Consider the following 12,990-nt stretch of genomic DNA (forward strand, 5'->3'; position numbering starts at 1 on the left):
ATTCTCGAAAAACTCCGATGCACCCCTGCATCTCTTCAATGAGTCAATGCACTAGAATCGGTGCACCGTCGGCCAAGGCGGCCAGACCGTCGGCGGTGACGCGCAGGTGGCGGAGCGTGCCGGGGGGGCCGTTCAGGCTGGCCGCAGCCAGGACATGGCCGTCCACATCCCATTGCGACAGGCGCCAGTCGCCGGCGCGCAGCCATTCCTCTTCCGTCGTCAGAACGGGGGGGGCATCAGCCTTGGGCGGGGTGACGGTGAAGGCGGCCAGTTCCTGCGACAGGCCCCGGCCCGTGGCCTTGATCACCGCTTCCTTCAGGTTCCAGATGCGCATGAAGCGGGTGCGCTTGGCATCCTCATCCCCCTCAGCGGCGATCTGCGCCACTTCCTGGGGCGAGAACCAACGGTCGGCGATATCCAGTTCGACCGTGCGGTTGGGCACCAGCGGTTCGATATCCACGCCCACCTCCCCCTGTGCCGCGACGGCCACGGCCACCATGGAACGGGTGTGCGACAGGTTGAAGGAGGCGCCGCCGCGCACCAGCACCGGCTTGCCATAGGGGCCGGCATTGAAGGCCAGCGAACCGGCGGCGCGGCCCGTCCAGGCGCCCAGGAACAGGCGGGTCAGGCCGTGCGCCGCGATATAGGCGTTGCGGTCGGCATCAAACTGGAAACGGGCCGCGCGGTCGCGTTCCGCCCGGTCCAGCGTGTGCGACAGGGGCGCCAGATCCCGCGTGCCAAGGCCATCAACGGCCAAGGTCACAACGATCACGTCATGTCGCCAGTCGCCACGCATGGCAAACCCGTCCCGCATACGATGCCCCCGTTTCCAGAAAGCGCGGATGATAGGCGGTTCATGCCGCTTTGGTAAGGACAGAAGCCCCGACGCTGGGTGAAGGCCGCCCCGCGATTCCCGAAGGGCCAGGGCCCTTGCCGCCGCTGAGATTGATGATCCGCCCGTTCTCCTGTTACCGAACCGTTACAATATTCCGCCGGTTCTGCGCCTGTTTGTGCTTTGCGGGATTTGGGCGCCCGAGCATTATCAGACCCTTGTCGGCAGCGGGTCCTTCCGGACAAGAGACCCGGCCGTGACGTTGGGGGTATTGATGGGGTACTGGCGGGGACGGGTGGCGCGCCTGGTGACGGCCACGGCTTTGGTGTTGTCGGCCACGATCGCAACGACGGACAGGGCAGCAGCCGATGCTATCGTGCAGACCAAGGGCGACTGGCAGGACAAGTTCCGCCAGTTGGAGGTCGACCTTCCCACCCCCAATACCTACCGCACCGCATCGGGCGCGCCGGGCCATCAATATTGGCAGCAGCGCGCCGATTATCGGATTGAGGTGAAGCTGGACGCCGCCGCCAAGCGCCTGACGGGCAAGCAGAGCGTGCAGTACCACAATAATTCCCCCGATACGCTGCGGTACCTGTGGCTGCAGCTGGACCAGAATATCTACAAGGACAAGTCCATCGCCGAACTGACCCGCACGGCCAGCCCCGCCAAGGATGGCGGCGACCAGATCAGCTATGGCACGCTGGCGCGCGTCCAGGCCCTGAAAGACATCAAGTACGGGATGGAGATCGCCAGCGTCACCGATGACGGGGGCCGCAAGCTGCCCTTCACGGTGGTCGATACCATGATGCGCATCGACCTGCCCCGCCCCCTGGCCCCTGGTGCCTCGGTCGGGTTCAAGGTGGAATGGGCGTACAATATCATCAATCAGGATATTGTCGGCGGGCGCAGCGGGTATGAGCATTTCCGTGACAACAACACGGACCTGTTCTTCATCGCGCAATGGTTCCCGCGCATGGCCGCCTATACCGACTATGCCGGCTGGCAGCACAAGGCCTTTCTGGGCCGGGGCGAATTCACCCTGGAATTCGGCGATTATGATGTCGCCATCACCGTGCCCGCCGACCATCTGGTCAGCGCGTCGGGCGAATTGCAGAATGGCGGCGATGTCCTGACGGCCACGCAGCGCGACCGTCTGGCCAAGGCGGCCAAGGCCGACAAGCCCATGTTCATCGTGACGCCGGACGAAGCCCTGGCCAACGAGAAGGACACCGACAAGGCGACCAAGACCTGGCGCTTTGCGGCCAAGAATGTCCGCGATTTCGCCTTTGCCAGTTCCAACAAGTTCATCTGGGACGCGATGGGGGTGACCCAGGACAATCCGGCAGGCAACCCCGTGCTGGCCATGTCCTTCTACCCGAACGAGGCCGAACCGCTCTGGTCCAAATATTCGACCTGGGCCGTGGCACACACCATCAAGACCTACAGCAAATATTCCTTTGCCTATCCGTACCCGACGGCCCAGTCGGTCAATACCTGGGACGGTGGCGGCATGGAATATCCGATGATCACCTTCAACGGATATCGTCCCAATGTCGACAAGAAGACGGGCAAGCGCACCTATACGGCCAATGCCAAGTACGGGCTGATCGGCGTCGTCATTCATGAGGTCGGGCATTTCTATTACCCGATGATCGTGAATTCGGATGAACGGCAATGGAGCTGGATGGATGAGGGGCTGAACACCTTTGTCCAGAATATCGCGCATCTGGAATGGGAGGAGAATTTCGGCGAGCATCGCCGCAATCCCAACCTGCCCGCCGAGATTACCAGCTACATGACCAGCCAGGGTCAGGTGCCGATCATGACCCAGTCGGATTCGGTGCTGCAATTCGGTCCCAACGCCTATACCAAGCCGGCCACGGCCCTGACCATCCTGCGCGAGACGGTGATGGGCCGCGAACTGTTCGACCATGCGTTCCGCGAGTATTCGCAGCGCTGGAAGTTCAAGCGCCCGACCCCGTCCGACTTCTTCCGCAGCATGGAGGATGCGTCGGGCATCGACCTGGACTGGTTCTGGCGCGGCTGGTTCTATACGACCGACCATGTCGATATCGATCTGGCCGGGGTGCGGGAATACCGCATCTCCACCGGCAATCCCGATATTGAGAAGCCGTTGCAGCGCGAAGAATATCGCCGCGAAAATGCCGAGCCGCTGGCCCAGGTGCATAACCGCGAGCAGGGTCTGAAAACCCTGCTGGAACGGGAGCCGGACCTGAAGGATTTCTATAACGAGAATGACAAATTCACGCCCAGCAACAAGGACCGCAACAAGTTCGCGGACATGGTGGAAGGGCTGGACCCGTGGGAGCGTGAGGCGCTGGCGCGGGCCGAGAAGGATGGTGACTGGGTCTATTTCGTCGATTTCGCCAATAAGGGCGGTCTGGTCATGCCGCTGCCGCTGCGCCTGACCTATGCCGACGGGACCACGGAGTTCGTGATGATCCCGGCGGAGATATGGCGTTACAACAGCAAGGCTGTGACCAAGATGCTGATCCGCCCCCGCCAAGTGGTGGGTATTGAGCTGGACCCGCGCCAGGAGATTGCCGACGCCAATGTCGCCAACAACGCCTATCCGCGCAAGATCGCCTCGTCCCGTCTGGAGCTTTACAAGATGAAGGATGAGGACAAGGACCTGATGGCCGACATGCTGGTCGAGCTGAAGGCCAAGAAGGACGCGGATGGCAAGGCGGAGCCGGGCAAGGAAGTGCCCCTGGTCCCCGCCGGGGGACAACAGTGAGGATTGTGACGATGGACCGGCGCCGGGTTCTGGCGCTGGCCGGGGCAGGCATGCTGCTGGGCGTGGCGCCAATGGCCCGCGCCCATCGCGCCAAGGCAGCACTGACCCTGGTCCGGTTGAACCGGACCGGCGGCGTTCTGGAGGTGGAGCACACGCTGCACGCCCATGATGCCGAAATGGCCCTGAACCAGATCGTGAAGATGCCCACGCCCGACCTGTCGCAGTTGGAGGATCGGGCGCGGCTGGCGCTTTATGTCGAAGCGCGGTTCGCCCTGACTTTGCCGGGCGGGCCTTCCCTGGCGCTGAAACTGCTGGGGGCGGAGTTGGACGGAGAAGAGGTCCGCGTCTATCAGGAAATGCCCATGACGGCGCCGCCCGACCGCCTGTCGGTGCGCAACATGATCTTGCGTGATGTGTTTCCTGTGCAGATCAATCAGGTCAATTTCGACCTGTATGGCGATCCAGGCCGCATCCGCACGCTCACCTTCCTGGGCGGGGATGGGGAGAAGGATGTGGTGTTGGGGTAAGGGTTGTGCAGTGTTGTCAAAAGTGACAACATGCATTGATGCGGATGACGCGGAAAATCTCTTGGATCAAGGCGGCCCTCAAGGATTTTGAGGGATTCCCTGAATATGCACGGTTGGATATGGCTGCGGCGCTTGGGATTGCCGCCATGGGCGGAAAGGCCGACATCGCCAAGCCATTGAAGGGATTCGAGGATGGCGTCTTCGAGATTGCCCTTAATAAGCGTGGTGACGCCTATCGGGTTGTCTATGCCGTAAGGATCGGCAGTGATCTCTGGGTTGTGCATGCGTTCCAGAAGAAGTCGGCGAGCGGTATCAAGACCGCTTTGCAGGATATTGACCTTGTCCGTCAGAGGTTGCGGCGATTGAAGGAGATGTTGTCATGAGTGGACAGGACGATGTTGAACTTGTCTCTGGCTCCGGCAATGTCTTTGCCGATTTGAGCCTGCCGGACGCGGGTCTCTGGCAGTTGAAGGCCGAACTGGCCACCGCGATCATTGAGGTGTTGGATCGGCGCGGTCTCACGGTTCGACAGGCAGCGGCAGCCACCGCCATTGCGGCGGCTGATTTTTCCCGCATCCGGAACGCGCGGTTGCAGCGTTTTACCGTTGACCGCTTGCTGACGATCCTTGACCGGCTGGATGCGGGTGTTGAGATATCGGTGCGATTGCGCCCGGCTGTGCAGGCACCTGCCGCATGATCCGGCATCTGCCGGCCACCAATAAGGCTTCGCATTGACACCGGTATCAATTATTCTCAGCGCGCCAAAAAAAGGGGGGATGGAATGCGCGGGATGGAGTTGACGCGGCGGTCGCTGCTGCTGGCTGGGGCGGCGGGGCTGGTGGTGGCGGGGCCGGCGGGTGCGGCCACGGGCAAGGGGCCGGTGGTGAAGACGCTTGCCGGCAAGGTGCGCGGTCGTACCGTCGAGGGCATCCAGGTCTTCAAGGGTGTGCGCTATGGCGCCGATACTGCGGCGCGACGGTTTCAGGCTCCGCTGCCGCCGCAGCCCTGGAAGGGCGTGGTGGAGGCGGTGGAGTATGGCAATGCCAGCCCGCAGGGATCGAAGGAGGAACGGCAGTCGGAGGATTGCCTATTCCTGAATGTCTGGACACCGGGCCTGGGCGATGCGGCGAAGCGGCCTGTCATGGTCTATATCCATGGCGGCGCCTATGCCAACGGGTCGGGGTCGGACGTGCTTTATGACGGCACGCGGCTATCCCGGCGCGGCGATGTGGTGGTGGTTACCCTCAATCACCGCCTGAACCTGTTCGGCTATCTCTATCTGGCGCGGTTGGGCGGGCTGGATGATCCGCGCTTTGCCGATAGCGGCAATGTGGGGCAGCTGGACCTGATCCTGGCCCTGCAATGGGTGCGGGACAATATCGCGGGGTTTGGCGGTGATCCCGGCAATGTCATGCTGTTCGGGCAGTCGGGCGGCGGGGCCAAGATCGCCACCCTGATGGCCATGCCGGCGGCACGCGGCCTGTTCCACAAGGTTGCCACCATGAGTGGGCAGCAAGTGACGGCGGGCGGCCCGCGCAATGCCACGTCCCGCGCCGTGGCGGTCCTGAAACAGCTGGGCCTGGGTGCCGACAGGGCGGGGGCGGAAGCGCTGCTGACCATGCCGGTCGAGCAGGTAAAGGCCGGACTGAAGGCGGTGGACCCGGTGGCAGGGTCGGGTGGTGTCTATGCCGGCCCGGTCCTGGATGGGCGCAATCTGCCGCGCCATCCCTTCTTCCCCGACGCGCCGGCACTATCCGCCACCATCCCGATGATCATCGGCAACACCCATGACGAGACGCGCAACCTGATCGGCGGGGGCGATGCGTCCACCTTCACCCTGACCTGGGAGGCATTGCCGGAGAAGCTGTTCCCCGCCATGCGGGTGGATATTGCGCCAGAGATCGTGATTGCCGAGTACCGTCGGCTTTACCCGCATTACAGCCCGTCGGACGTGTTTTTTGCCGCCACCACGGCGGGCCGGTCCTGGCGCGGGGCGGTGGAGGAGCTGGAGGCGCGGGCCAAGCAGGCGCCGGGGGCGGCACCCACATGGGCCTATCAGCTGGATTTCCCCTCCCCGCGCGATGGCGGCAAATGGGGCGCGCATCATATGTTGGATATCCCGCTGGCCTTCGACAATGCCAGCTTGCCCGGCAGCCCTACGGGCGACGGTGTGGAAGCGCAGGACATGGCAGGCCGGCTGGCCGATGCCTTCATCGCGCTGGCCCGCAAGGGCGACCCCAATCATAGGGGGCTGCCGGCCTGGGCACCCTATGACCTGACGCGGCGGCAGACCATGGTGCTGAACAGCGAATGCCAACTGGTCGATGACCCGCGCGGGGCGGAACGCCGGCTGTTCAGCGCGGTGCCGTTTGTGCAGTTCGGGACTTAATGCGACCCTCAAACGCCGGGCGCTCAACGCTTGGTATCGGGGTTACCGCCCCGCCCAGATGGCCTTCACCTGTGCCGCCATGCCCATCAGGTCCAGCGGTTTGGTGATGACACCGGCGGCACCGAGCGCCAGCAGTTCGGCGCGTTCGGCGTCGGTATCCTTGGCCGTCACGAACAGGATGGGCAGGGAAGCCGTGAAGTCGTCGGCGCGCAGGGCGGCCAGGGTGCCGGGGCCGTCAAGTCCCGGCATCACCACATCCAGCAGCACCATCTGTGCCTGACTGTCCCGGGCCAGCATCGGGGCCTGCGCCCCATCGGCGCACAGCGTCACCACCAGCCCGCCGACGGTGCCCAAGGCCAGTTCGGCCATGGATCGCAGGTCGGGGTCATCATCAACATAAAGGACCCGGCAGAGTTCCGTCATTCCGTCTCCAACCCAACCTTTAAGGCAGGTTCTACGCCTCGACAGGCTTATTGGTACCAGCATAGAATGCATTTACAAACCACCGCCTGTTGCTGGACCGTCGATGAGCGATCCGTATCCCTCTGTTTCCGTTGTGACCCGGCAAAGGGAAATTCGTGAACAATATGTACTGATGCTTCCCGAGCGTCTGGCCGCGCTGGCGCAGGCGGCGGGCGATGCGCGCCGGCTTTCAAGTCTGGCGCATGGCCTGATCGGATCGGCCAGCACCTTTGGCTTCACGGAGCTGGCGGAGGCCGCCCGCCAGCTGGATCAGGCGACCCGCGCCTTGGTGGCGGGGGAGGAGGAAGCGGCCACCCGCATCGATGCGGCCCTGGCGCTTGCCCTGCGTCTGGGCGAACAGGTGGCGACCAGCCCGGTTCCGGAGATATCGGAGGAGGAAACCAGCGTACGCGCCGAGGAAATCACCGTCTATCTTCTGGAAGATGATCCGGTGCAGGCGCGTGAACTGGTGGTCCAGCTTCGCCCCTATGGCTATCACGCCATCGCCTTTGCCGATCCCGACAGTTTCGCCGATGCCGTCCGGACCTGCGCGCCCGAGGCGATGCTGGTCGACATCATCTGCGGCCCCGATACTGATGCCGGCAGCGACATCGTCGCCAGCCTGTCGGCGGAAGGGCCGGTTCCGCCCACCATCTTTCTATCGGGCCGGGATGATTTCGAGGCGCGGCTGTCGGCGGTGCGGGCCGGTGGTGCCGGTTATCTGGTCAAGCCCGTGGACCCGGCGGTCCTGGCCGAACGGCTGGACCAGATCATCGGGCGCGACAGTGCCCGGCCCTATCGCGTGCTGCTGGTCGATGATGACCCCCTGGTCGCCGCCGAATATGCAAGGGCGCTGGGCGCAGCCGGCATGGAGGTGGAGGTGCTGGCCGATCCAGTACGGGCCATCGGCCATATCCGCCGCTTCCTGCCCGATCTTCTGCTGCTGGATAACCGCATGCCGGGCTGTTCGGGTCTGGAACTGGCCGCCGTGCTGCGCCAGCAGGAAGGGATGCTGTCGCTGCCCATCCTGTTCCTGACGGCGGATGAGGAATTGACCGACAAGCGGCTGGCGCTGGACCTGGGGGCAGAGGATCTGCTGCGCAAGCCGATCAAGGCAGCCAAGCTGGTGGAACAGGTGCGCGCCCGCGTGCGCCGCGCCCGCCAACTTCAGGCCATGATGGCGCGCGACAGCCTGACCGGCGCCCTGAACCACGCCATGGTTCAGGAGCATCTGGCGACCGAGGTGGCGCGGGCCCGGCGCGAAGGGGTGCCCCTGTCTTTCGCCATGATCGATGTCGACCGGTTCAAGCGCGTCAATGATGAACATGGCCATGCGGCGGGTGACCGGGTGCTGCGGTCGCTGTCACGCCTGCTGCGCCAGCGACTGCGGCGCAGCGACATTGTGGGCCGGTACGGGGGCGAGGAATTTGCCGTCATCCTGCCCCGCACCACCCCGCATGAGGCGGCCCTCATTCTGGATAATCTGCGCAAGGCCTTTCATGCCGTGGGTTTCCGGGGGGCCGATGACAAGCTTTTCCATATCACCTATAGCGCCGGCGTGGCCGGCCTGACCGAGACGGGCGATCTGTCATCCCTGAATCTATCCGCCGATGCCGCGCTGTACTTCGCGAAGCGGGCCGGGCGTGACCGCGTGCATGTTTCCGGCTCCATCTCCGCCTCTGCGTGAGCCTTTCCTGGCATTCGGGGTGGCAACCGCCGATGGAAGTGCTTAAAAGGAAAGGGAGGGCCCGCAACCGTGCGGGTGCACGGGTGTAGCCGGGGCAAGGGGCCGGATGAGCACAGAGGCGCCACATCTGCTGATCGTGGAGGATAGCCCCACGCAGGCATTGCAGATGGAAATCACGCTGGCCGCCCAGGGCTGGACCGCAGATGTATGCGCCACAGCCGAGGATGCGCTTGAAAAGCTGAACGGCGCCCTGCCGGATGCGCTGCTGGTCGATTACCATCTGCCGCGCATGAGCGGGGATGAGTTCATCCGCCGTGTCCGCCTGAATGTCCGCACGCGCCAGCTACCCATCATCATGCTGACCGATGAGGTGACGGCGGAGGCGGAGTTCCGGGGCATTGAAAGCGGTGCCGACGCCTATGTCCGGAAATCTGCCGACAGCGACCTGCTGCCGGCCCGCATCCATGCTCTGTTGAAACGCCGACCGGGGACGGATTTCCATGCCTCGGCCCAGGCGCTGCGGCAATGCCGGCTGATGATCGTCGATGACAGCCCCACCTTCCTGGAATTCCTGCGCGGGATTCTGGAGGAGGAGGGGCATGATGTCGTCCCGCTTCTGTCGGGCAAGGAGGCCCTGGAACGGGCGGAAACGGAAAGTTTCGACTGCATCATCGTCGATCTGAACATGCCGGAGATCGACGGGGTGGAGCTGTGCGGCCGCCTGGATGGCGTGCGGCGGCGGCGCGAGGAACTGTTCCAGATCGTCATGCTGACGGCCAGCGACAGCAAGACCGACCTGATGCGCGGGCTGGAGGCCGGGGCCGACGACTACGTCACCAAATCCAACGATATCGAGATCATCAAGGCGCGTATCCGCGCCCTGCTGCGGCGCAAGCTGCTGCATGAGGAAAACCTGCGCATTTCCATGGAGTTCCGCGCCAAGGAGCGGGAACTGGAACGCGCGCATGAGGATAAAAGGCTGGTGGAGGCGCGGGCGGCCCTGGCCGACGCCCTGGAGAAGACCAACCGTGAGCTGACCCAGGCGCAGGTGGAACTGACCCGCGCCAAAGATCAGGCCGAGGCGGCCAACCGCGCCAAGTCCGAATTCCTGGCGAATATGAGCCATGAGCTGCGCACGCCGATGAATGGCATCATCGGCATGAACACCTTGCTGCTGACCACGGCCCTGACGCCCGAACAGCGGCATTCGGCGGAACTGGTGGGATCATCGGCCAAGCTGCTGCTGAGCCTGCTGAACGATATCCTGGATATTTCCAAGCTGGAGGCCAATCAGGTCACGCTGGAACATATCGAATTCGATGTGGCCAAGCTGTTCGAGGAGACGGCCCTGCTGATGGCGCCGAAGGCGGCCGAGCATGGGATCGAGCTAGTCCTGGATATCGACCCGTCGGCCCGGCGCACCGCCGTCAGCGACCCGACCCGCATCCGGCAGGTGGTGTTGAACCTGATCGGCAATGCCATCAAGTTCACGGCCAAGGGCGGGGTCACGGTCAGCGTCGCGGTGCATGAGGGGGCGGGCGGCGTCCTGACCTTGGATACACAGGTCATCGATACCGGCATCGGCATTCCACCCGATGCCGTGAACCGGCTGTTCGAGAAATTCGTGCAGGCCGACAGTTCCGTCAGCCGGCGGTTCGGCGGTACCGGCCTGGGTCTGGCCATCTGCCGGGAGACGGTGGGTCTGCTGGGCGGGCGCATCGGGGTGGAAAGCACCGTCGGGGCGGGATCGACCTTCTGGTTCACCATCGCGCTGGCGGCGGCGGAAGAGGCCGCGGTGCATCCGGCCCCGCTGCCCGATCTTGCTGGGAAGCTGGCCCTGCTGCTGGTGCCGGAAGGGATCGTGCGGGCGCCGCTGGCCCGTGAATTGTCGCGCCTTGGCCTGCGGGTGCGGGTGGAGGAAACCGACGACGGGGTGGCGGAGATTGCGGCGGGCCTGCTGTCGCCCGACATTGTGCTGCTGGACCTGGGCGTGGTGGCGGAAGCCGGGACCGGCGTGGCGCAGCGGCTGCGCGGGATGCTGCCCCGGGCGCGGCTGATCATGCTGCGGTCCATGACGGGGGTGGCGGCGGGGCCGGCGGCCATCAATGCCACGCTGGACAAGCCCGTGCTGCGCCAGGACCTGATCGCGGTGCTGCGCGGTGGGCAGCCTGTGACGGTTGCCGAGAAGCCGGTGCCAGCGCCGCCCACCGGCGCCGTGGTGGCGCTGGCCGGCGAAGGGGCGCGCATCCTTCTGGCCGAGGATAATTATGTGAACCAGCAGGTGGCGCTGCATATGCTGACCGGGGCCGGCCACCGTGTCGATGTCGCCAATCATGGCGGGGAGGCGGTGGCGGCGCTGGAGGCGCGGGATTACGATCTCGTGCTGATGGATGTGCAGATGCCCGTCGTTGACGGGCTGGAGGCCACGCGCCGCATCCGCGCCCTGGGCGGGCCGCGCGGCGGCATCCCCATCATCGCCATGACGGCCAATGCCATGACGGGGGTGGAGGCCGAATACCGCGCGGCGGGCATGGATGATTACATCTCCAAACCCGTGGAATATCAGGAATTCCTGGCCAAGGTGCGGGCCTGGCTGGATCGCCGCCGGGCGGCAGGGGCCGCCGCCGCCCTGGCGGAACCGGCAGTGACGGTGGAGGTGGGTGACCTGGATCTGGTCACCGTCCGTCAGTTGCGGGAGATGATGGGGGCCGTCGCCTTTGAGCGGCTGCTGGGCCAGTTCCTGGACAATTCACATGCCCGTCTGGACCGTATCGGCAAGGCGCTGGATGGCGGGGACAAGGTGGCCCTGGGCCGCGATATCCACGATATGATCAGCACCTCCGGCGGGTTCGGGTGCAAGGCGCTGGTCCGGCTGGGCCGCGATATGGAACAGGCCCTGCGCGAGGCGGATATGGACACCGTGGCAAGGCTTGGTGACCAGCTTCTGGCCCTGGCGCCCGCGACCTGGGACAGGCTGGCGGCTGCGGTGCGCGCGGCGACGTAGAGCGGCGTTGACGACTGTTGAGATCACTATTCCTTTATTGCTTTCCCGATCTTCGCCGGGGCGGCGGATTTTCTCAATGTTTCAGCCGGCGACATGGCAAAGGCCCGGCGGTCGGGATATGCTGGGGTGGCGTCAAATTTTTTGTTTTGACAAATCAAAGTAATTGGACGATGGTGCATGGAGATTGAGGAAGCCGCCGCGCAGGTTCTGGACTCCTATCCCCGCATCTGGTTTGCCTGCCACACGCGGCATGTTGCAGACCCGGTGACTGGAACGGGGCTGACCAGCCATCTTGCGTCGGTCTTGAACCATCTGTCGGCGGATCGGGCCACGCTGGTCGGTGATCTGGCACGCCATCTGGGGGTCACGCCGGGGACCATATCGGTGCAACTCTCCAAGCTGGAGGCGCTGGGCTATGTCGCGCGGGTCGCCGATGCCAATGACCGCCGCCGGCAGGGGATCATCCTGACGCCGGCGGGGCTGCGCATCCGCCGCGCCAACAGCCCGCTGGACTGGGGCCGGCTGACGGGTGCGTTGAGCCTGCTGTCACCGGCGGAGCGGCAGCAGGTGGCGGACGGGCTGGCCCTGCTGGCAAAAGCGGCGGGGGAGGCGGCCCCCGGATAGGTACCTTGAGAGCGGTTTTGTGTACCGGAAACAGGCTGTAGCGGGGGGCGCCATGAAGTGGCTGCTGCTGATCGCGGGGTTAATTGTGGCGGCGGGCGGGGTTGCCTATCTGCTGGGTGCGCTGTCACCGCAATCGCATGTGGCCAGCCGGGAGATTGTGCTGTCAGCGGCGCCGGACAAGGTCTGGCGGCTGATCACGGATTATGGCGCCTATCCGGACTGGCGCGCGTCCGTCAAATCCAGCAGCGGGGTGCAGGCCGCATCCGGCGAGATGCTGTGGACGGAGGATTACGGGCATATGAGCCTGACCTTCCGCGAGGAAGAGCGGGTGGAGGCAACCCGTCTGGTTCGCCGGATCACGGGCGAGAAGCTGGATTTCGGTGGGCGCTGGATTTTCGTGCTGACGCCGGAGGGGACGGGCACGCGCCTGACCATTACTGAGGAGGGAGAGGTTTATGGCGCGGTCTATCGCTTCTTCTCCCGCTATATGTTCGGGCATACGCGCAATCTGGAAACTTATCTGAGCGACGCGAAGGCGGCGTTGGGATAATACTAGGCGCTTCAGCTGATGATTGATGGCCGTAGGTCGCGGGTGAGCGCCAAGCGAACCACGACCAAGCGACGGTCCCATTGAATGTCGGGGTTCGGCATGCGCCTCACCCACGACCTACGGTGGGTGAGCATCAAGGGTTCTTGGTGTAAGC

11 protein-coding genes are annotated in these 12,990 nt (G+C 64.5%); 9 read left to right on the top strand and 2 right to left on the bottom strand.

Features of this window, described 5'->3' with window-relative positions; genetic code table 11:
- Window positions 1-43: 43 nt before the first annotated feature.
- Window positions 44-814 (bottom strand): 4'-phosphopantetheinyl transferase family protein, encoded by a 771-nt coding sequence (locus ACODSP_RS20140; protein ID WP_488967336.1) that lies wholly within the window; start codon window positions 812-814, stop codon window positions 44-46.
- 292 nt (window positions 815-1,106) lie between these two features.
- Here ACODSP_RS20140 and ACODSP_RS20145 point away from each other — a divergent pair, with 292 nt between their 5' ends.
- The 5 genes from ACODSP_RS20145 (at window position 1,107) to ACODSP_RS20165 (ending at window position 6,509) form a co-directional block, all read left to right on the top strand.
- Window positions 1,107-3,593: a M1 family metallopeptidase gene (locus ACODSP_RS20145; RefSeq protein WP_488967337.1), complete on the top strand. Its 2,487-nt coding sequence runs from the start codon at window positions 1,107-1,109 to the stop codon at window positions 3,591-3,593.
- A gap of 11 nt (window positions 3,594-3,604) precedes the next feature.
- Window positions 3,605-4,120 carry a DUF6702 family protein gene (locus ACODSP_RS20150; RefSeq protein ID WP_488967338.1) on the top strand — a complete coding sequence of 172 codons (516 nt, stop codon included), beginning with the start codon at window positions 3,605-3,607 and terminating at the stop codon, window positions 4,118-4,120.
- Between the two features lie 44 nt (window positions 4,121-4,164).
- Entirely contained in the window at window positions 4,165-4,503 is a 339-nt protein-coding gene (locus ACODSP_RS20155; protein ID WP_488967339.1) for a type II toxin-antitoxin system RelE/ParE family toxin, read from the top strand.
- On the top strand, window positions 4,500-4,817 hold the full coding sequence (locus ACODSP_RS20160; protein WP_488967340.1) for a helix-turn-helix domain-containing protein: 318 nt from the start codon (window positions 4,500-4,502) through the stop codon (window positions 4,815-4,817). Before ACODSP_RS20155 ends, ACODSP_RS20160 begins: the two co-directional genes overlap by 4 nt.
- 84 nt (window positions 4,818-4,901) lie before the next feature.
- Window positions 4,902-6,509: a carboxylesterase/lipase family protein gene (locus tag ACODSP_RS20165; RefSeq protein ID WP_488967341.1), complete on the top strand. Its 1,608-nt coding sequence runs from the start codon at window positions 4,902-4,904 to the stop codon at window positions 6,507-6,509.
- A gap of 42 nt (window positions 6,510-6,551) precedes the next feature.
- Here the strand turns inward: ACODSP_RS20165 and ACODSP_RS20170 are convergent, their stop codons facing one another.
- Window positions 6,552-6,932, bottom strand: a complete 381-nt coding sequence (locus ACODSP_RS20170) for a response regulator (RefSeq protein ID WP_488967342.1) — start codon at window positions 6,930-6,932, stop codon at window positions 6,552-6,554.
- Window positions 6,933-7,035: 103 nt separating this feature from the next.
- Here ACODSP_RS20170 and ACODSP_RS20175 point away from each other — a divergent pair, with 103 nt between their 5' ends.
- From ACODSP_RS20175 to ACODSP_RS20190, 4 genes are all read left to right on the top strand, one after another.
- Window positions 7,036-8,658 carry a diguanylate cyclase gene (locus ACODSP_RS20175; protein ID WP_488967343.1) on the top strand — a complete coding sequence of 541 codons (1,623 nt, stop codon included), beginning with the start codon at window positions 7,036-7,038 and terminating at the stop codon, window positions 8,656-8,658.
- A gap of 106 nt (window positions 8,659-8,764) precedes the next feature.
- A complete protein-coding gene (locus ACODSP_RS20180; protein ID WP_488967344.1) occupies window positions 8,765-11,662 on the top strand; it encodes a response regulator in 2,898 nt (965 codons plus the stop codon).
- Between the two features lie 177 nt (window positions 11,663-11,839).
- On the top strand, window positions 11,840-12,286 hold the full coding sequence (locus ACODSP_RS20185; protein WP_488967345.1) for a MarR family winged helix-turn-helix transcriptional regulator: 447 nt from the start codon (window positions 11,840-11,842) through the stop codon (window positions 12,284-12,286).
- A gap of 52 nt (window positions 12,287-12,338) precedes the next feature.
- Window positions 12,339-12,836: an SRPBCC family protein gene (locus tag ACODSP_RS20190; protein WP_488967346.1), complete on the top strand. Its 498-nt coding sequence runs from the start codon at window positions 12,339-12,341 to the stop codon at window positions 12,834-12,836.
- The last annotated feature ends 154 nt before the right edge of the window (window positions 12,837-12,990 follow it).

It is taken from the genome of Niveispirillum sp. FG156, from assembly GCF_057809555.1.

Excerpts from the sequence above, each read along its gene's own strand:
- ACODSP_RS20145 (WP_488967337.1), top strand. The coding sequence starts at position 1,107 with ATGGGGTACTGGCGGGGACGGGTGGCGCGCCTGGTGACGGCCACGGCT.
- ACODSP_RS20165 (WP_488967341.1), top strand. The coding sequence starts at position 4,902 with ATGCGCGGGATGGAGTTGACGCGGCGGTCGCTGCTGCTGGCTGGGGCG.
- ACODSP_RS20170 (WP_488967342.1), bottom strand. The coding sequence starts at position 6,932 with ATGACGGAACTCTGCCGGGTCCTTTATGTTGATGATGACCCCGACCTG.
- ACODSP_RS20160 (WP_488967340.1), top strand. The coding sequence starts at position 4,500 with ATGAGTGGACAGGACGATGTTGAACTTGTCTCTGGCTCCGGCAATGTC.
- ACODSP_RS20185 (WP_488967345.1), top strand. The coding sequence starts at position 11,840 with ATGGAGATTGAGGAAGCCGCCGCGCAGGTTCTGGACTCCTATCCCCGC.
- ACODSP_RS20190 (WP_488967346.1), top strand. The coding sequence starts at position 12,339 with ATGAAGTGGCTGCTGCTGATCGCGGGGTTAATTGTGGCGGCGGGCGGG.
- ACODSP_RS20175 (WP_488967343.1), top strand. The coding sequence starts at position 7,036 with ATGAGCGATCCGTATCCCTCTGTTTCCGTTGTGACCCGGCAAAGGGAA.
- ACODSP_RS20150 (WP_488967338.1), top strand. The coding sequence starts at position 3,605 with ATGGACCGGCGCCGGGTTCTGGCGCTGGCCGGGGCAGGCATGCTGCTG.
- ACODSP_RS20155 (WP_488967339.1), top strand. The coding sequence starts at position 4,165 with ATGACGCGGAAAATCTCTTGGATCAAGGCGGCCCTCAAGGATTTTGAG.
- ACODSP_RS20180 (WP_488967344.1), top strand. The coding sequence starts at position 8,765 with ATGAGCACAGAGGCGCCACATCTGCTGATCGTGGAGGATAGCCCCACG.
- ACODSP_RS20140 (WP_488967336.1), bottom strand. The coding sequence starts at position 814 with ATGCGGGACGGGTTTGCCATGCGTGGCGACTGGCGACATGACGTGATC.